The organism is Bacillus sp. FJAT-45066, assembly GCF_002335755.1.
GTDB lineage: Bacteria > Bacillota > Bacilli > Bacillales > Bacillaceae_I > Bacillus_CD > Bacillus_CD alkalisoli.
The window spans coordinates 3813878-3832961 of the sequence record NZ_NISQ01000001.1 but is presented as its reverse complement, the minus strand read 5'-3'; the positions used below and the strand labels follow the sequence as shown (position 1 = coordinate 3832961).

Sequence of the window (19084 nt, the reverse complement as noted above, 5' to 3'; positions counted from 1 at the left end):
ATAATCATTTTTGTCTTTTTCTTTGGTGAAAATGATCGTGAGAGACCTCTCCATAATCATTTTTGTCTTTTTCTTTGGTGAAAATGATCGTGAGAGACCTCTCCATAATCATTTTTGTCTTTTTCTTTGGTGAAAATGATCGTGAGAGACCTCTCCATAATCATTTTTGTCTTTTTCTTTGGTGAAAATGATCGTGAGAGACCTCTCCATAATCATTTTTGTCTTTTTCTTTGGTGAAAATGATCGTGAGAGACCTCTCCATAATCATTTTTGTCTTTTTCTTTGGTGAAAATGATCGTGAGAGACCTCTCCATAATCATTTTTGTCTTTTTCTTTGGTGAAAATGATCGTGAGAGACCTCTCCATAATCATTTTTGTCTTTTTCTTTGGTGAAAATGATCGTGAGAGACCTCTCCATAATCATTTTTGTCTTTTTCTTTGGTGAAAATGATCGTGAGAGACCTCTCCATAATCATTTTTGTCTTTTTCTTTGGTGAAAATGATCGTGAGAGACCTCTCCATAATCATTTTTGTCTTTTTCTTTGGTGAAAATGATCGTGAGAGACCTCTCCATAATCATTTTTGTCTTTTTCTTTGGTGAAAATGATCGTGAGAGACCTCTCCATAATCATTTTTGTCTTTTTCTTTGGTGAAAATGATCGTGAGAGACCTCTCCATAATCATTTTTGTCTTTTTCTTTGGTGAAAATGATCGTGAGAGACCTCTCCATAATCATTTTTGTCTTTTTCTTTGGTGAAAATGATCGTGAGAGACCTCTCCATAATCATTTTTGTCTTTTTCTTTGGTGAAAATGATCGTGAGAGACCTCTCCATAATCATTTTTGTCTTTTTCTTTGGTGAAAATGATCGTGAGAGACCTCTCCATAATCATTTTTGTCTTTTTCTTTGGTGAAAATGATCGTGAGAGACCTCTCCATAATCATTTTTGTCTTTTTCTTTGGTGAAAATGATCGTGAGAGACCTCTCCATAATCATTTTTGTCTTTTTCTTTGGTGAAAATGATCGTGAGAGACCTCTCCATAATCATTTTTGTCTTTTTCTTTGGTGAAAATGATCGTGGGAGACCTCTCCATAATCATTTTTGTGTTTTTCTTTGGTGAAAATGATCGTGGGAGACCTCTCCATAATCATTTTTGTGTTTTTCTTTGGTGAAAATGATCGTGGGAGGTATCAAATCTATCGACTTTTTGTTCCCAGACCTTTTATTAACAATCTTCTGGTGCCCCTGCATTTGTAGCAGTTTTGAAAGATGATCCACATCCACACGAAGCGATTGCATTCGGATTATCGATTGTAAAGCCTCCACCCATTAACGATTGTTTAAAATCTATAACAACACCTCTTAAGATAGGTTTGCTCTCATCGTCAATTAATACTGTAATTTCATGATGTACCTCTTCTATATCTGTTTCGCCTTTATCCTCTTCAAAACCCATACCATATGATAAACCTGTGCAACCGCCACCTTTAACAGCAACACGTAGAAACACATCTTCGCTTCCATGTTCTTTCATCATATCTTTAATTTGGAACGCAGCAGCTTCCGTAATTTTAATAACTTGCTCCATTTCTTTCACCCCCTGAAAGATTCTACTATTTTCATTATACTAATAGGGATAGAATAACTCAAAGATTGAATACTGGATTCTTACTATTATTGTATGCATTTTCAAATAAAAGTGACATGTTTATTCATACAACACGTATAATACATAGAAATGTGGACAAACTATAAATATCCCCCGTTTTAACTATATGCTTACACAATTGGTTAATATGTAAGCAAAAGAGGTTGAAGATAAGATTGGTAACACAACCTTATCTTCAACCTCTTTTTTTACAAAAATGACTGAATGATTACACCAATGTTAAAGGTGCCAGGCACTTTTAACATTGGTGTAATTTTAGTTTGTTTAGAAAAAGATGAACATGCCGGCAATCGCGGCGCTTAGTAGGTTTGCTAATGTTCCAGCTAAGATTGCTCTGAAGCCTAATTTTGCGATATCAGGACGACGTGATGGAGCAAGTCCACCTAAACCACCTAGTAGGATAGCTAAGGATGAAAGGTTCGCAAATCCACAAAGAGCGAACGAGATGATTGCAACAGATTTTTCATTAAACATATCAATTTGTGTAGAGAAAGTAGAGTATGCAACAAACTCGTTTAATACTAATTTTTGACCAATTAAGTTACCAGCTGCTACTGCTTCACTCCACGGTATTCCTATGACAAATGCAATCGGTGCAAATAAGTACCCTAAGATGAAGTCTAGAGATAGCTGACTGAATCCAACTGCTCCACCTAATCCGCCTAAAATTCCGTTAATAAGAGAAATTAATGCGATGAACGCTAATAACATTGCCCCTACATTTAACGCAAGCTTTAACCCATCTGATGCTCCACGAGCTGCCGCATCAATAATATTGGTAGGCTTTTCATCTTCTCCTTCATCTAATTCTTCTTTTGTAGGATTAACTGGTGTGTCTGTTTCTGGGATTAACATTTTAGCCATAATTAATCCACCTGGTGCCGCCATGAAACTAGCTGCTAATAAGTACTCAAGTGGTACACCTAATGCCGCATACCCGAATAATACAGAACCGGCAACCGAAGCAAGTCCACCAACCATAACTGCAAACAATTCAGATTTTGTCATTGTTTTAATATACGGTCGAATAACTAGCGGAGCCTCCGTTTGACCAACGAAGATATTTGCAGAAGCAGATAAGGACTCCGTTCTGCTTGTTCCAAGAAGTTTTGATAATCCTCCACCTAATAAACGAATAACCCACTGCATAATTCCTAAGTAGTATAAAACAGATATTAAAGATGAGAAGAAAATAATAATGGTTAGTACGTGAAAAGCAAAAATAAAGCCAGTTGTATCAGAAGGTGCACCAAGGACAGGACCGAATAAGAACCCAATTCCCTCGTATGCATAGTCAATGATATGCTGTACTTTTTCAGTTAGCCATAGAAAGGCTTTTCTTCCTATAGTTGAATATAAAACAATATAAGCAAATAATAATTGAATTGCTAAACCACCTAGTATCGTTCGAGGCTTTATCTTACTTTTATTTTCAGACAAAAGAAAAGCAATAGCAAAAATCGAAACAATACCTAATAGTCCCCAAAGGACGTTCATCATGAAATGTCACCTCTACTGTTAATTTTGTAATAACTGGATGTTGTATGTTGTCTGACATCAAACGAATACAAGTAACACTTTACAACAAAATGAAAGCGTTTAAAAGTATTTTCTTCTTGTAAATTTCATACATCCTCTTTTACTCGAGACAAATGAATCTATTTGTAAAATACCCAAAATGAGGGAAAGCATGTATTCATTTATTTCGTATAGCTTCTTTACTTTATGGATAATTCCGTAAATATTAAGTGACAAATAGTTCTTTTTACCCTAAAATGTTAGTAAGGTAGTTCTTAAGGTATATGAAAACTATAAAGCAACAGAAAGGTTGTTACTTATGAACCATCTATATGATAAAAATTTCACATGTCCTATTTGTGATAAAAAACATATATCAAAAAAAGTTCGTTCTAAATTTATAAAATCTATTTCACATGACAGTGACTTTTGTACTCACTACGAATCCGTTGATACAAATCCTCTTTTGTACTATGTAAATGTATGCCCTACTTGTGGTTATGCTTCTTCTGAAGAATTCTCGAATTATTTTAAGCCTGGAACAAAAGATCAAATTGAAACGAAGATTTGGAAACATTGGCACGGAAAGAGTTATGGAGAAAAAAGAACAGTTGATTTAGCCATTAATACTTATAAATTAGCCATTTACACTGGTCTATTAAAAAAAGAAACTCCAATTGTTATAGCAGGACTATATTTAAGATTAGCTTGGATCTATAGAACTTTGCTTGTAGATGAATTACAAGAAAAGCGATTTATGAAGCTAGCACTAGAGCAATACAAAGATTCTTATTCAGTGGGAGATTATATCGGGAAAGATTTGTCCGAATTACGGTTGCTGTATATTATAGGAGAACTATATTCAAGAATAGGTTACTTCGAACAAGCAATAAAATATTTCTCATTAGTTGTCCAACATAAAAACAGAACATTTGAAACTAGAATGGTAGAAAATGCCCGCAACCGATGGTTCGAAATTAGGGAAATGCAAAAAAGCAAAAAACCTGCTATGTCGTAAACAGTAAATCCAGTCCTAGGAATATAAAAAAATCAGCTCTTATTTTTGAGCTGATTTTTTCTTTAAAACATGGGATTTTCTTCTAGGTATTGATAAACATTTTCCACTAGTTCCTCTGGAGTGTTCCCAGATACAACATCTCCATTCACTAGAACATACATTGAATTAAAACATTTACCACAATATCCCAAGCATCCATATTCAACTATATCTAAATTAGGGTCTTTTTCTAAAATTTCTCTAGCTTTTTGAGCCCCACTTGCTAAATTACTTATACAAAATTCGATAATTGGCTTCATGCTATTCACCTCTCTATTGCCTCTTCATGCTACCTTTTTTCCCATAATTCGTCAATCATTTAACCCTTAACAAATTATAGAAAGTATGTTGTTATTTTGTCATAATTTCGATATACTTTTAGTTGGTATTTTTGTTATAGTGTTATACATTTTTCGTTATGAAAGCGCAATTTGATAATTATTACGATTATATTTATATAATTTTTCCTAGATTACCAGATTTTAACTACTAACATTCCAAAAGGGGTTTACACATATGAAAAAACTTGTTGTGCTTGGAGCAGGTTACGGTGGCATGCGTTTATTACAGCGTTTACTTCCTAATCAATTACCAATCGATATGGAAATCATCTTAGTAGACAGAGTTCCTTATCACTGTTTAAAAACAGAATTTTATGCATTAGCTGCGGGTACGATTTCAGACCATCACGTACGAGTTACGCTTCCAGAACATGAAAGACTTACTGTAAAGTATGGAGAAGTCTCCAATATTGATATGGATGGACAAAAAGTATATTTTGCTGATAGTGATGATACGCTAGAATACGATTATATTGTTATTGGTTTAGGTTGTGAAGATAAATATCACGGTGTTCCAGGTGCGGATGAACATACCTATAGTATTCAAACTATTAACAACTCAAGGAAAACGTATCAAGCTTTAAATGAACTTGGGGCAAATAAAGTAGTAAGCATCGTTGGTGGTGGGTTAAGTGGTGTAGAAATCGCAAGTGAACTTCGCGAAAGCCGTCCAGACTTACAAATTAAATTATTTGATCGTGGAAACGTTATTTTATCAAGCTTCCCTTCTAGATTAAGTAATTATGTTCAAGGTTGGTTCGAGACACATGGTGTAGAAGTAATAAACTCTTCTAACATTACTCGTGTTGAGCCTCAAACACTTTTCAATCATGATGAACCTATTCATAGTGATGTTATTGTATGGACTGCTGGTATTCAACCAGTTAAAGTAGTTCGTGATTTAAATGTTGAAAAAGATAATCAAGGTCGTGTTTTATTAACGAAACAACATAATATTCCTAATTTCGAAAATGTATATGTTGTTGGTGACTGTGCAAGCCTGCCTCATGCTCCAAGTGCTCAATTGGCAGAAGGTCAAGCGGAGCAAATTGTTCAAGTATTAGTAAAGAGATGGGCTGGCCAAGTACCACCATCTGAATTTCCACCTATTAAATTAAAAGGTGTTCTTGGTTCTTTAGGGAAGAAACACGGATTTGGTTTAGTTGCGGAACGTCCATTAACGGGTCGAGTTGCGAGACTTTTGAAATCTGGAGTTCTTTGGATGTACAAGTACCATAACGGTTAATAGATACGAAAAGCATGCCTATCATATTGGCATGCTTTTTTTATTATTCTGCTAAATAGCCGTACTTTTCCATTTCTGCATAAATCGTTTTTAGTTTCGGATTTCCTTCACCGACTATCTCATCATTGATGACAACTACTGGATAAAACATATCTTCTTCTATAACACGTTTTGCCCATTCTACTTTATTTTCTTCATCTGTAACTGGGTTAAAAATATCTATATAACTAATATGAAACGCTTGGCTTGGAAACTTTCTTGCCACTGCTGCTTGAAGCCATTCATACGTTTCTTTTGATGAAGGTAAATTCACACAGCTTGGACACAAAACTTCCGCACCATACACACAAATCTCTACTTGTTGCACTACAAAACACCCCTTCTACTCACTCATTTCCAATAATTTAATTTTACCTTAAAACGCTTACTTTTACATATAATAAATCTGATGAATCACTTTTGTATGTTGGAAGGTACTTTTGTTTGTTTTTTATAATTCAAATCCTTGAGTGGATTGGAGCGGAAGGCACCTGACTCCTGCGGGAAGTAGAGCAAAGCTGGAGACCCCGCAGTCGAAGCCGAGGAGTAGGTTTTTTCACGTTAGTGAAAATAACCTTCCACGTTGCTCCCCGCGGAAAGTAGGTGCCTGTAGCCAAGAGGAGCGGGCTAATTTACTAACAAAAAGGAAATTCCTTAAAAAGCCTAGACCTCTACAATAGATTTTTTTACTTAAAACCATTATAATAAAGATAAGAAGATTTGAAAGGAGCGATTTGCTATGTCTACAGAGAATCAAACAGAATTAATTGAACAAGTACAGGAAGTTTTAGATAAATTACGTCCATTCTTACTACGTGACGGTGGAGACTGTGAGCTAGTGGATATTGAAGACGGTATCGTAAAATTACGTCTTTTAGGTGCATGTGGTTCTTGTCCAAGTTCAACGATCACATTAAAAGCTGGTATTGAGCGCGCATTATTAGAAGAAGTACCAGGCATTGTGGAAGTAGAGCAAGTATTCTAATTAACATTCAACAAAAAGGTAAGGCCAGTTTGCTACATTCGAGCAAACTGGCTTTTTTTTATTTTGGCAAAACACTATTCACTTTTTTACCCTCTAATACAGCTTTTATGTTTTCACAGCATAATGCAATCATTGCACTGCGGGTCTCTACACTTGCGCTACCGATATGAGGAATAGCTGTCACTTGAGGGAAAGCTAACAAAGGATGTTCAGCAGATATAGGCTCTTCGTAAAATACATCAAGCCCTGCCCCTGCTATACTACCTGTTTCTAATGCTTCAATTAGAGCCTGTTCATCAACCGTTTGTCCTCTGCCAACGTTTACAAAAATGGCACTCTTTTTCATCAGTCCGAATTGTTCTTTCCCAAACATTTGCCTTGTCTCATTAGTCAATGGAGTCAAACAAACAACGAAGTCTGATTCCTTCAGAAGGTCTTCAAACGATTTATATTGGGCACCTAGTTTTTGTTCCGCTTCTATTTTACGATTACGGTTGTAATATAAGATGTTCATATCGAATCCAGTTGCCCTTTTCGCAACTGCTTCTCCGATATCCCCCATACCAACAATTCCGATCGTTTTATGATGTACATCACTACCCGCTAGCAAAAATGGACTCCAACTTTGCCATTTTCCACTTTTCACATATTCATTAGCTTCTACAATTCGTCTTGCTGTTGCAAGTAATAAAGAAAATGTTAAGTCTGCTGTCGTGTCCGTTAATATGTCAGGAGTATTACAAATGGTTATGCCTAACTCCTGCGCTGTAACAAGGTCAATGTTGTCATATCCTACTGCTAAGTTAGCGACAATTTTAAGTTTTTTAGATGAAGTTAATAGCTCTTTATCTACTCTATCTGATAGCATCGTTAACAATGCATCACTAGTTTCCGATTCTTTCTTTAACACCTCGTACGGTACAGGGATATCATCATGCTCCCACATTTTTACTTGAGCTACATGTTCAAGCATACTAACAATATTATCTGGTAACTTTCTCGTAATAAAGACTTTATATTTTTCCATTAACACACTGACCCCTTTAAACTTATTCACTCGAGTGAGTTTAATAATGTACAATTACTATACGAAAAACGAACATTAAAACCTATTCATTGGTATAAAAAAACGCTTTATATCGAACGTTATCTAATCATATTGAACTGAACATTCGTTTTTCACTAAACGTACCGTAATTATGAAGTTGATTCACTCATTATCATTTTAGCACATAAATTATAAGGGGCAGATGTCTCAACGCTTATACCCACTCTAGAGTTGGTATTTTGTAATTCCTCACAGGAACCGCTGCTGTATCGTAAAAGCTTTTCAGTAAATGCTCGTATGTTGTGGAGAAGTTTAATACTTCAGTTAATCTGTCTTCGTGCCATTTTTTATCTGTTCGAGCAGAACTCGTATAATAATTTTCAATACATTCTAAGTAATATACTGGAAAGATAAGTCTTGAGTACGTTAACCTCCATGAAAAAGTGGAAAGTGGTGCCACTCTCTCGTAATCACGAGTAAATTGATGTATTTTTGCTTGATCGTACGAATTCGAATAAACACATTCAGACCTAATGTATTCTGAAATATCTCTACTTGCATGGTCAAACACCCAGTCTAGAGGTAACTTAGCGTATTGTTGATTTTGTAGCCATGTGCTTTGGGAAAAGCGATGGTGACAAATGGTTGCTGCATCATTCATCATTGGCTGATCATCTAATTCAGTATCTACTAAATACTGGATTGCATTCTCGGTTAAACCTAAGTAATAAGGAAAAGACTCTACAAAAAGTTTATCAAAATAGTCTACAGGATGATTCCTTACCATTTCATAGTAAAAGCTTTCCATTTGATCAATACGCTTTTCCCATAATGATTTCCATTGGCCAATCCTATTCATTGCCTCTATTTTTTTCGGAAATGCGCGCGCTTTTTGGTGGAATTTTGCCAACTCCGATCCAATTGGCAACTCTGTCCTTGTTTCAACATAAGGTATTCGAAACAACCCATAAGTTGTTTCTTCTATTTCCGTTGTATATTCACCGTTTTTATTTTTCACGAGAGAACAGACATAAATATCTTGATGCTGTCTTAACATATAGTCACTTAGTTGTTGTAGTTCTTCTAATTCTTCTTTATCCATATACCCTAGAGGCACCATAATATATAAAACTCGATTTGCCCAAAATGCATCGTAATGGCGAAACTTTGTCTTACGTTCCATTCGCAAGTTGTAATGTTCATAAATTGCTTGTTTCAAAATACCCTCCGCCTCCTTCACTTATCACATATATATGAGATTCTTCGTAAAAACTTGTTAAGAAGATTGTTTTTAGGGTATTTAAGTAAAACGTAGATAATAAGCATAGTTCATCTCAAATGGTAAAACATATGGGGAGACAAGGTTTTATCGTGACAAATAGTCTAAAATGCAGGATTTCTCGATGGTTTTGTAGAATAAGTTAGGAATAAATACAATAGAAAAAGACAGGTGAGACTTATGAAACAATTTGAAAAAATGGATGAAGTGGAAAGAAAGGCAAGAAAGTTATTAGAAGAACGTGGCGTTACGTTAAACGATATCGCTGATTTAGTATATTATTTACAATCTAAATACCATCCAGCTTTAGAAATGTCTGAATGCTTGGAAAATGTGGATAGAGTTTTATCTAAACGCGAAGTACAAAACACAGTTCTTACAGGGATCGAGTTAGACATTCTTGCAGAACAAGGTCAATTACAAGAACCGCTACTCCGTATTTTACAAGACGATGAAGGATTATATGGGGTGGATGAAGTTTTAGCTCTTTCTATCGTAAATGTGTATGGTTCAATCGGATTTACAAACTATGGCTATATCGATAAACAAAAGCCTGGAATTTTAGCAACGTTAAATGACAAAGACACTGGTAAATGTCACACTTTCCTTGATGATATTGTAGGAGCAATCGCAGCCGCTGCATCTAGCCGTTTAGCGCATCGCGCAGCGAATACGGAGTGATATTTTTAGGAAGGCTAGCTTAATTTATGATAAGCAGTTTAGAATGAACTTCATTTTTTTGATGAAGTTCATTTTTTTGTTTTTTCTGTGGACTTCATCTGACTTATCAAGTTCATTTTCTTATATTTTCTTTGGAAGAATGAACTTCATCGGCCTTATCAAGTTCATTCTTTCTTTTTTTCTTGAGCAAAATGAACTTCATCGACCTTATCAAGTTCACTTTTTCTTTTTTTCTTGGGCAGAATGAACTTCATCGGCCACTAATATCTAATTGTTCCAACCTCATAGTCTTTTTAAATATTCTTTATCCATTCTTCTAACGAATGTACAGTATAAGTTGGTTGAGTGTCATACGTTGTTAAATGTTCCTTTGTTGTAACACCAGTGTGAACTAACAGAGTATCTAAACCTGCATTAAACCCCGCTTTAATGTCTGTCTGATAGTTATCGCCTACCATTAACACTTCTTCACGTGGGACACCTAGTACTTTTAAAGCTTGTTCCATAATAATTTTTTCAGGCTTCCCAATGAATGTTGGCTCTGTTTCCGTTGAAACAGTTAAAACAGAAGTTAGAGAGCCGTTTCCTGGTAGTAGTCCCCGTTCAGTCGGTATAGCTATATCACCATTTGTTGATATAAATCGTGCTCCATTTCTAATGTTAATAGCTCCTAATGCTAATTTTTCATATGTAATAGTACGATCAATTCCAGAAACGACTACGTCTGCATTTTCATCCACGATTTCAAACCCTTTTTCCATTAGCGCCGTACGTATTCCTTCCTCTCCAATTACATATACTTTCGCATTTGGGTTCCAATCATAAATGTAGTTTGCCGTAGCATTACTAGTAGTAAATACTTGTTCATCAGTAGTAGGAATAAGAAAGTTACGTAATTTCTCCGCTACTTGTGCTGGCGTTCTTGAAGAGTTGTTAGTAACGAATAAGTAGGGAATACCTTTTTCAACTAATACTTTAACGAAATCGCTTGCCTCTTCTATTTTTTCTTTTCCTCGGTACATTGTACCGTCTAGATCAATTAAATAACCATTATACTTTTTCAAATGTTTCACTCTCCATTTCTTACTCTTTTATTATTGTTACCCATTGTGAATTTAAAAACAATAAGAAAAACGCCTTCTCTATAAGAAAGCGTTTTCTAATTAATTTTTGAATGCTGTGACCGGACCAAGTTCATTCGTTAAGTATGACCTAACAGATTCGCAAAAAGTCATTACAACATCTATATTTTCTCTAACAGTAGCTTCTAACCCAGTATGTTCAATTTCTAAATAGTCTTGAACTAATACTTTACGTAAACGGATCAATTGTTTTAGTTTTTCTTCTTGTTCTTTATTGACAACTTTTTCATCTAGTAAAATGTCAATGATGTCTTCATAGCTACCTGGGTCTCTCATGATAAATCCATCTATCATTGCATTACCAACATCTAATATTCCTTCAATGATAGAGATAGCTATTCTTTCTAATGCTTTTTTTTCTAAATTTGTTTCGTATTTCTCGTGAGTCTGAAATAATTCGATGTTCTCTTCTAAATAGATTAATGTACGCTCTATTTTTTCACGGTCTACAAAATACATGTTGAATGTTCCCCCTTTGATGTTTAATGAGAAGGTAAAATGTGAGGTTTTGCATAAAAATAACCTTGTGCAAGATCAACCTTATTTCTAGTTAATACTTGAACCTCTTCTCTTCTTTCGATTCCTTCTGCGACAACAAGCGAGTTTGTTTCTTTGGCGATTAATAGTAATCCTTGTAGCATCGTTTCTTTCACCCGATTGGAATCAATATCTTTTATAACAGATCGATCAATTTTTATAATATCTGGCATTATTTTGCTAATAGTATGTAAGCTTGCATAGCCTGCACCCGTGTCATCTACAGCAATTTTAAAACCAAACTTTCTTAACTCTTTTATATTTTGCTCAAAGTTTACTAAACCGTCAATGGAATCCTGCTCCGTTACCTCAATGACTATATTATTCGGAGTAATGGCTGGGTATTTGCTTAATAAACGTTGTACTTCCCCCATTAAATTAATATTATTCAACGAAGTTGGGGTGAAATTAAGAAAAACCCGTTCTTTACATTTGGCTTCTTTAATTAATTGGAAGGCTTTTTCTAGTATTAACATTTCCAAAGCAAATAACTTGTTTGTTTGTTTAGCAACGGAAAAAAGTTTTAATGGACTTTCCATCATAGAGTTCTTTGGACCTCTTGTTAGAAATTCCCAAGCTTTAATTTTACCGTTAGACACTTCCATAATGGGTTGAGCGAGTAGCGATATTTGTTTAGAAGCGATTATGGCATTTATATCGAAAAGTAAATTGTTATAATCACTCGCTTCTCTTTTTTCAGCCATTTCTACTGCATATTGATAAGCAGTTCGTAAAGACTCTTCTACTGACTGTTCCTTTAAATTTAGGAATACAAAACCATAGCTAGCATTTAGCTTTGACATTGTATGGTCTTTTAGCATATCCCATTGCAGGTCGGTAATCATTTCTTTAATCTTATTATCAAATTGTACTGAACAAGCTTTACTTGACTCTAGTTTGACAATTAATGATAAAGTATCACTATACTGATCTAATAGGCAAACAATGTGGTCGTCCCCTATATGCTTAATTACTTTCTGCTTAACGAGGTTTTTTATTTTTTCTTTGTTTATGTTACATTGTTCTTGTCCAATTTGCTCCCCGATTTGAGTTTTGTTCGGTATGTAAAAAGCGATCACCGCAATATCAAAACCTTGTTTCATCGTTTTTCTTATCGATTGTTCAATAGGATTTCTAAGAACATATATGGAAGGGTAATAACGAAGTGATTTTGTTGGTAGTAGTAACTTTAACCAATTTTGGAAAGTGTTTCTATCTCTATTTTTATGGCCTTCCCAATGACTCCCCATGTATGTACTCCCCTCTACGTTTGGTGATTTATGTATATTTCTTTTATTCAGTGAATTGATATGAATATTCTACCATATTAACCGGTTTTATAACAGAAAGTATTCTTTCTTTTTCTACAAGGAAATCAATTAATTCATTTTTTCTACTCACCTTTTGTTATACTATAAAAGGATAGACGAAAGAAAGATAAAAAGTCACACTAGCTTTAACTTATTTAGGAGGTTTCTTTTAATGGCAGAACGTTTTTTCTTATATGATGATACAGTGGATACGAAAACAAGATTTTGTAGTTTTATGGGCGAAAATAATCGTTTTGATTTAGCAATAATGAGAACAGATCGTTATTACGGAAAGTCCATTGTATTGGACATTCAGAGTAACAGATTTGCAATAATTGGTCATGATGATTTAGATGAGCCAGGATACATTGAGCATGCTTATCAATTAAATGAAGAAGAAGCAGAAGAATTAAGATCATTATTACGTGAAGTAGTTTAATTAAAACCGCTAAACCATTCAATTATTACGTTGAATGGTTTTTCTTTTTTTACAAAAGCTAAAAAAAACATAGTGAGGTGTGTAAAGATGAAGGATAAAAATCGTGATAAAGAAGAGTATCATGACTTTTCTAACGTGGAAGCAATGCATAATTATGTAACACCAGAAATTACGCCAGAAGGTCCATATGGTGCTCCAAGGGGAAAAGATACACCTGTTGAAAATAAGACCACTCCTTGGCGTGAAGATCAACGATACTATAGTGCTTTTAATTACGTAAACAAAGAATTACATGATGATTTGCCAAGACAACATCCAGGTGCCCATCCAATTCACGACGAAAAGGAATAACAAAAAACTACTAAGGCGGTAAGTTTAATTATCCCTCCCTTAGTAGTTCTTTATCATTCTAAAGATTTATCTATCGTTTCTCAACTGGATCTGAAACATTTGTTGTCGGACTCGGACTAATCTCCGGCTGCGGCTTTTTCACTTTTTTCATGACAAAATATGGACAGCCGAAATTACAATACTCATATATGTAATCAGGAAGCGTGCTTATTTTTGTATCATGAGTTGATTTCGGATTCGTGTCCTCAAAGAAGCCTTTTAATCGTAATTGTTGATAACCCCAGTCACCAACAAGGTAATCGTATTTATTTAATAATTCCACGTATCTATTTTTAAATGCTTCTTCGTTAAAAGCTTCTCGATGTTCTTCTATTATTTCATAACAATAATTTCCAACACAGATCATTTTATTGCCTCCAATTCCAAACTTGTTCTTATTTACATTATAGACCATTCTCCATCAATTTCTATGACAAAAATAAAAGAAAAAGGTCATTCTAATAAATGAGGAGGTGTAATCAATGCGAAAATCACTTGCATTGTTAGGTTTATGTGGGTTTACACTACTATCAACTGCATGTCAAGCTGATATGTCACCACAAGAAAGACAAGTTCGTCACGATAATATGCTTCACGGTGATTCCACATTAAACGTATATGACAGAAACGATTTGTATAATGAACGTAACCAAAATGGGTCAAATGCAAATCAATACGGCTTTGTACGTGAGCAAAAAAACCCTATTCCAAACCACCAAGGGTTTGATGTAAGAGCTACAATGGATTACGAAGAAATTGCGAATGCTATTAGTAAAATGGTGGTACAAATACCACACGTTCAAGACGTTGCAACATTAGTAACGGATGAACAAGTTTTAATTGCATATGAAACAAATAGCGACAGTCGTGAATTAACGGCAGATCAAGTTAGTAAATCTGCTTTATCCATCGTTCCTCGTTACTACCACGTGTATGTATCGGATGATCCGATGATGATGAAAGAGATAGAAGGGTTTGGTTTGTTAAATACTAGTAGCCCAAATGTAGAAAGCATATTAGAACCAACCATTCGCCATATGTTAAAATCTCCTCAAGGTAAAAAGCTTAACGATGGGGAAAATGCGAATGGGGAAGGCTTAAATGAATTAAATGAAGATACAATGCATGATGAGTATGGAAGAAGAGAAAAACAAAATCGCTAAAAAAATAAACGGTAAAAGAGGCTCGTTCTTTGAACGGCCTCTTTCTGTCTACTATGCATTAGCTTGTCTAGCTTTTGCTGCTTCGTTAACTTGTTCATCTGCGTGGTAAGAAGACCTTACTAAAGGTCCTGATTGAACGTGGCTGAATCCTTTAGACATCGCAATTTGACGTAACTCTTCAAACTCGTCAGGGTGATAGTACTTTTGTACTTTTATGTGTTTTTTAGAAGGTTGTAAATATTGGCCAATTGTCATTATATCTACATCGTTAGCACGTAAGTCATCCATTACTTGGATAATTTCTTCCTTCGTTTCCCCAAGACCGATCATTAAGCTTGATTTAGTTGGGATGTCTGGTTGCATTTCTTTTGCACGCTTTAAAAACTCAAGTGAACGGTCATATGTTGCACGTGCACGTACTCTCGGAGTTAATGAACGTACCGTTTCAATGTTGTGGTTTAAAATATCTGGACGAGCATCCATTAACATCTTCAAGTTCTCATACACGCCACCCATGTCAGACGGTAATACTTCAATTGTAGTGAATGGGTTTTCTCTGCGAACGGCACGAACCGTTTCTGCGAATACTTTTGCTCCACCGTCTTTTAAGTCATCACGCGCTACAGCAGTAATAACAGCATGTTTTAAATTCATTAGGCGTACAGATTCTGCCACTCTTTCCGGTTCTGCTAAATCAAGTTCAGTTGGTAGTCCTGTTTTTACTGCACAGAAACGACATGCTCGTGTACAAACAGCTCCAAGGATCATAAATGTTGCAGTTCTTCTAACAGCCCAACATTCATGAATGTTTGGGCATTTTGCTTCTTCACATACTGTGTGTAAGTTATTTTCTCGCATTAATTTCTTTAGGTCAGTATAATTCTCGTTTGTATTAAGCTTTATTTTTAACCAGTCTGGTTTACGTATGTATTCTTCTTTCTTTGCCATACTATCAACTCCAACTTTTAATAATTAACTCCAGAAATTTCTATTTTTAAAATCATTCCACATGGGAAAACTACTATTTCTCTTTTGTCACTTTACCAAACATCAGCATAAGAAACAAGTCCAAAACATTACTGTAAAGTTACTTCCATCATTTAGTATTTATTAAATTTCTATTTCACCACAAACTATAAACAAGAAAGTTACTGACAATTTACTTTTAACTTAGAGCGGTAATATTTCGAAAGGAGATTTACGATGATAAAAAAAGGTCTACTTTGTTTATTACTTTTATCAATGATTCTTCCTAGCCCTTCTTTTGCAGCTGAGAAACCATTATCTGATGATGAGATATATCAAAAACGGTTAGAGCTGTATTATAAAATGGAGGCAGTCACACAAATACCTTGGTATTACTTCGCAGGTGTAGACCAATACGAACGCAATATTCGAAGAGTGCGTAGAGATATCCCGAAGCTTACTGGCATTGTCGGTATTTACATAAAACCTGAACGTTGGGCTGGTCCGGCAAATCCTAATCCCCAAGATACTAATCCAACAACTATTCAACTGTTCGGTGGGTTAGGTAAAGACGGCAATGGTGACGGGATAGCTGATTCGACAAATGATGAAGATGTTCTTTACACCATTGCAACCTTTCTACAGTCATATGGCATGGACAAAGATAATATTAAAATTGGACTATGGGATTATTATCAAAGAGATAAGACCGTCGGGTTAATAATGGGTTATGTAAAGATTTATAAAAACTTTCAAACGTTAAAGTTAGATAAGCATGCATTTCCAGTTCCAATTCGTGCGAACTTTAGTTATAGGAATACATGGGGCGATGCTCGTGGTTGGGGCGGCAGGCGTATGCATGAAGGAACAGATATTTTTGCTGGATACGGTGTTCCCGTTCGTTCAACTAGTTACGGAGTAATTGAAACAAAAGGATGGAACAAGTTTGGTGGTTGGAGGATAGGAATTAGAGATGTGAACAATACGTATCATTATTTCGCACACCTAAATGGTTTCGCAAAAGATTTAGCAGTCGGGCAAATAGTGGAACCAGGACAAATTATCGGTTCAGTAGGAAGTTCTGGTTATGGTCCTCCAGGTACAGCTGGGAAGTTCCCACCACACTTGCATTATGGTATGTACAAAGACAACGGGTATACTGAGTGGTCGTTTGACCCATATCCGCATTTAAAGCAATGGGAACGCGCTGAACGAAGAAGAAGATAATTCGTCAAAGTTCGGGTGGTGCCTGGCCCCTATCCTAAAACAAGCAAAAACCGAACGAAAATATCGTTCGGCTTTTGCTTTAATTTTTACGAAGTTGCATTTTCTTTTGCTTTTTTAAGTGCCCACCATATGCTAGCACCTAAACCGCCCCAAATGATCGTTATCCCGATTACCATCATTACAATCGCACTTAATTCCATTATTTAGAAACCTCCTTTGAAGAGGATGTTGGTACTTCGATTGTTTCTTTTGACCATCTCAACTTAGAAAGAACGAAACCTAATACAATCACAGCGATTGCTACAGACCAACCAAATCCAATTGTAAATAATCTTGTAACACCATCGTCTGCACCGTATACATTTTTAATGTTATCGACAAGGCTTTGGATCATCATAAAACCTAACACAAGTGGCGTAATAATGGCTAATGAAGCTTTCCACCATATGCCTAGAATTCCATCTAGTTTGATGTCTGAAACGGAATTTGCATGGTTTTGTAGGTTAGTTAATTCTTTTGCAAAGTATACAACCACAATAATTTGTATTAAACCAGCAAGCGCTACACCAAAGCTATTAATGAAATAATCCATTACATCTAGGAACCATAGTCCGCCTTGAGTTGCGATTAGGATAGAAAATACCCCCGCTAAACCACCACCGTATAATACTGCTTTCGTACGAGAAATATTGAATTTGTCTTGTACACCAGCAACGTACGTTTCAACGATAGAGATTAAAGAAGACAATCCTGCCAGAACTAACGATCCGAAGAATAAGAATCCGAATAACTGATTTAATGCAGGTAATTCATTAATTATTGTAGGGAATACTGCGAACGCTAACACTGGACCAGCCTTTACTACATCAGCAACAGCTGAACCTTGTGTAAATGCTAAGAAGCCTAAGATACTGAATACACCAATACCAGCTAATAACTCAAACGAGGAGTTACTAAATCCAGTAATGAATGCATTATTCGTAATATCCGATTTCTTCGGTAAATAACTTGAATAAGTAATCATAATAGCAAATGCGATAGATAAACTGAAGAAAATTTGACCGTATGCTGCTACCCAAACTTTTCCATCGGTGATGGAGCTCCAATCAGGTTTAAAGAATGCATTCAAACCATCAACAGCACCTTCTAGAGTTAGAGCTCGAACAACAATGATTAGAAACAGAACTACTAATGTAGGAATAAAGATTCTGTTAGCTAACTCAACTCCACGTTTAATCCCTTTGAATAAAACACCTAACGTTACTGCCCAAACAATTAGTAGAGGAATGAAAACACCTGGAACGATACTTCCTACTTCACCAGGGTTTACTAACTGTAAGTAGTCTCCGAATAAGAAATCTTGTGTTTTTTCTCCCCAACTTAAATTGAAAGAGAATACAGAGTAGGACATCGCCCATGCGATGATGGCCGCATAGTACACGGAAATAACAAATGCGATACCAACTTGCCACCAACCGATCCATTCATACTTTTTATTCATTCTTGCATACGATAGTGGCGCTGACCCTCTATATTTATGCCCCATCGTAAATTCTAAAATTAATAGTGGTATACCTGCAGTTAAAAGTGCGAATAAGTATGGTAAGAAGAACGCTCCTCCACCATTATCATACGCTACTGCCGGAAAACGCCAAATGTTACCTAAACCAATTGCTGAACCTACTGCAGCGAATATAAACCCTGCCCTTGTCCCCCATTGCGGACGGTTTTCCATACCTTTTTCCTCCTCGTTCGCCTCTTATCCTTCTGCTAGAAAAAATAGATATATGTATAAAGACTATTTCGTAGCAACTAAAAGAATGCGAATCTTTTATTTTTTCTGATTATTCAATATAATTTATACATAGTATAACTAGACTTTATGACTATGTCAAAGCAATTTTTTTATTTATTTTAAATGGTATTATTTCAATATTTAATAGTATTTATGACCAGATGCTAATAACAGAATGTAAACTATTAATATTCCATTCATTAATTATTTTAAAATATTAACCGTCCAATAACAGAAAAAAGGTTGTCCAG

General features: G+C 35.4%; 20 protein-coding genes and 1 pseudogene. 8 read left to right on the top strand and 13 right to left on the bottom strand.

Annotated features, from left to right (window positions below; translation table 11 throughout):
• Positions 1–1226 precede the first annotated feature (1226 nt).
• Together CDZ92_RS19135 and CDZ92_RS19130 are read right to left on the bottom strand one after the other, a co-directional pair.
• Positions 1227–1589: a HesB/IscA family protein gene (locus CDZ92_RS19135; RefSeq protein WP_096156791.1), complete on the bottom strand. Its 363-nt coding sequence runs from the start codon at positions 1587–1589 to the stop codon at positions 1227–1229.
• Positions 1590–1934: 345 nt separating this feature from the next.
• A complete protein-coding gene (locus CDZ92_RS19130) occupies positions 1935–3167 on the bottom strand; it encodes a NupC/NupG family nucleoside CNT transporter (protein WP_096157073.1) in 1233 nt (410 codons plus the stop codon).
• Positions 3168–3507: 340 nt separating this feature from the next.
• Between CDZ92_RS19130 and CDZ92_RS19125 the strand changes: the two genes are divergently transcribed.
• Complete coding sequence (locus CDZ92_RS19125; RefSeq protein WP_096156790.1) at positions 3508–4206, top strand: DUF2225 domain-containing protein; 699 nt, start codon at positions 3508–3510, stop codon at positions 4204–4206.
• 62 nt (positions 4207–4268) lie between these two features.
• Here the strand turns inward: CDZ92_RS19125 and CDZ92_RS19120 are convergent, their stop codons facing one another.
• Entirely contained in the window at positions 4269–4505 is a 237-nt protein-coding gene (locus CDZ92_RS19120; protein WP_096156789.1) for a YuzB family protein, read from the bottom strand.
• Positions 4506–4761: 256 nt separating this feature from the next.
• Here CDZ92_RS19120 and CDZ92_RS19115 point away from each other — a divergent pair, with 256 nt between their 5' ends.
• Positions 4762–5832, top strand: a complete 1071-nt coding sequence (locus CDZ92_RS19115) for an NAD(P)/FAD-dependent oxidoreductase (RefSeq protein WP_096156788.1) — start codon at positions 4762–4764, stop codon at positions 5830–5832.
• Positions 5833–5875: 43 nt separating this feature from the next.
• Here the strand turns inward: CDZ92_RS19115 and CDZ92_RS19110 are convergent, their stop codons facing one another.
• Positions 5876–6199, bottom strand: coding sequence for a YuzD family protein (locus tag CDZ92_RS19110; RefSeq protein ID WP_096156787.1), 324 nt, complete (start codon positions 6197–6199; stop codon positions 5876–5878).
• A gap of 426 nt (positions 6200–6625) precedes the next feature.
• Here CDZ92_RS19110 and CDZ92_RS19105 point away from each other — a divergent pair.
• Positions 6626–6856 (top strand): annotated as a pseudogene (locus CDZ92_RS19105) (NifU family protein); the annotation flags it as partial.
• A gap of 58 nt (positions 6857–6914) precedes the next feature.
• Here CDZ92_RS19105 and CDZ92_RS19100 read toward each other — a convergent pair.
• Both CDZ92_RS19100 and yutH read right to left on the bottom strand, forming a co-directional pair.
• The gene (locus CDZ92_RS19100) at positions 6915–7883 is read right to left on the bottom strand and encodes a 2-hydroxyacid dehydrogenase (RefSeq protein ID WP_096156785.1); all 969 of its coding nucleotides are present in this window, start codon (positions 7881–7883) and stop codon (positions 6915–6917) included.
• Positions 7884–8118: 235 nt separating this feature from the next.
• On the bottom strand, positions 8119–9123 hold the full coding sequence (yutH, locus tag CDZ92_RS19095; RefSeq protein WP_096156784.1) for a spore coat putative kinase YutH: 1005 nt from the start codon (positions 9121–9123) through the stop codon (positions 8119–8121).
• 240 nt (positions 9124–9363) lie between these two features.
• Between yutH and CDZ92_RS19090 the strand changes: the two genes are divergently transcribed.
• Positions 9364–9864 carry a phosphatidylglycerophosphatase A family protein gene (locus CDZ92_RS19090; protein WP_096156783.1) on the top strand — a complete coding sequence of 167 codons (501 nt, stop codon included), beginning with the start codon at positions 9364–9366 and terminating at the stop codon, positions 9862–9864.
• 293 nt (positions 9865–10157) lie between these two features.
• Here the strand turns inward: CDZ92_RS19090 and CDZ92_RS19085 are convergent, their stop codons facing one another.
• From CDZ92_RS19085 to CDZ92_RS19075, 3 genes are all read right to left on the bottom strand, one after another.
• Positions 10158–10928 (bottom strand): TIGR01457 family HAD-type hydrolase, encoded by a 771-nt coding sequence (locus CDZ92_RS19085; protein WP_096156782.1) that lies wholly within the window; start codon positions 10926–10928, stop codon positions 10158–10160.
• 99 nt (positions 10929–11027) lie between these two features.
• Positions 11028–11465, bottom strand: coding sequence for a DUF86 domain-containing protein (locus tag CDZ92_RS19080; protein WP_096156781.1), 438 nt, complete (start codon positions 11463–11465; stop codon positions 11028–11030).
• A 23-nt stretch (positions 11466–11488) separates the two neighbouring features.
• Positions 11489–12793, bottom strand: a complete 1305-nt coding sequence (locus tag CDZ92_RS19075; RefSeq protein ID WP_096156780.1) for an EAL domain-containing protein — start codon at positions 12791–12793, stop codon at positions 11489–11491.
• Positions 12794–13025: 232 nt separating this feature from the next.
• On the opposite strand from CDZ92_RS19075, the gene CDZ92_RS19070 reads away from it, so the two are divergent.
• Both CDZ92_RS19070 and CDZ92_RS19065 read left to right on the top strand, forming a co-directional pair.
• Positions 13026–13292: a DUF3055 domain-containing protein gene (locus CDZ92_RS19070; RefSeq protein ID WP_096156779.1), complete on the top strand. Its 267-nt coding sequence runs from the start codon at positions 13026–13028 to the stop codon at positions 13290–13292.
• An 87-nt stretch (positions 13293–13379) separates the two neighbouring features.
• Positions 13380–13643, top strand: a complete 264-nt coding sequence (locus tag CDZ92_RS19065; RefSeq protein ID WP_096156778.1) for a cytosolic protein — start codon at positions 13380–13382, stop codon at positions 13641–13643.
• A 70-nt stretch (positions 13644–13713) separates the two neighbouring features.
• Here the strand turns inward: CDZ92_RS19065 and CDZ92_RS19060 are convergent, their stop codons facing one another.
• Entirely contained in the window at positions 13714–14049 is a 336-nt protein-coding gene (locus tag CDZ92_RS19060) for a YutD family protein (protein WP_096156777.1), read from the bottom strand.
• Between the two features lie 115 nt (positions 14050–14164).
• Between CDZ92_RS19060 and CDZ92_RS19055 the strand changes: the two genes are divergently transcribed.
• Complete coding sequence (locus CDZ92_RS19055) at positions 14165–14845, top strand: YhcN/YlaJ family sporulation lipoprotein (RefSeq protein ID WP_096156776.1); 681 nt, start codon at positions 14165–14167, stop codon at positions 14843–14845.
• A gap of 51 nt (positions 14846–14896) precedes the next feature.
• On the opposite strand, the gene lipA is transcribed toward CDZ92_RS19055, so the two are convergent.
• Positions 14897–15793: a lipoyl synthase gene (gene lipA, locus CDZ92_RS19050; RefSeq protein ID WP_096156775.1), complete on the bottom strand. Its 897-nt coding sequence runs from the start codon at positions 15791–15793 to the stop codon at positions 14897–14899.
• A gap of 294 nt (positions 15794–16087) precedes the next feature.
• Here lipA and CDZ92_RS19045 point away from each other — a divergent pair, with 294 nt between their 5' ends.
• Positions 16088–17038: a M23 family metallopeptidase gene (locus CDZ92_RS19045; RefSeq protein WP_227521568.1), complete on the top strand. Its 951-nt coding sequence runs from the start codon at positions 16088–16090 to the stop codon at positions 17036–17038.
• An 86-nt stretch (positions 17039–17124) separates the two neighbouring features.
• Here the strand turns inward: CDZ92_RS19045 and CDZ92_RS19750 are convergent, their stop codons facing one another.
• Both CDZ92_RS19750 and CDZ92_RS19040 read right to left on the bottom strand, forming a co-directional pair.
• Entirely contained in the window at positions 17125–17238 is a 114-nt protein-coding gene (locus CDZ92_RS19750; protein ID WP_141395247.1) for a methionine/alanine import family NSS transporter small subunit, read from the bottom strand.
• Positions 17238–18773: a sodium-dependent transporter gene (locus tag CDZ92_RS19040; RefSeq protein WP_096156773.1), complete on the bottom strand. Its 1536-nt coding sequence runs from the start codon at positions 18771–18773 to the stop codon at positions 17238–17240. The genes CDZ92_RS19750 and CDZ92_RS19040 overlap by 1 nt, the downstream gene beginning before the upstream one ends.
• Positions 18774–19084: the final 311 nt, after the last annotated feature.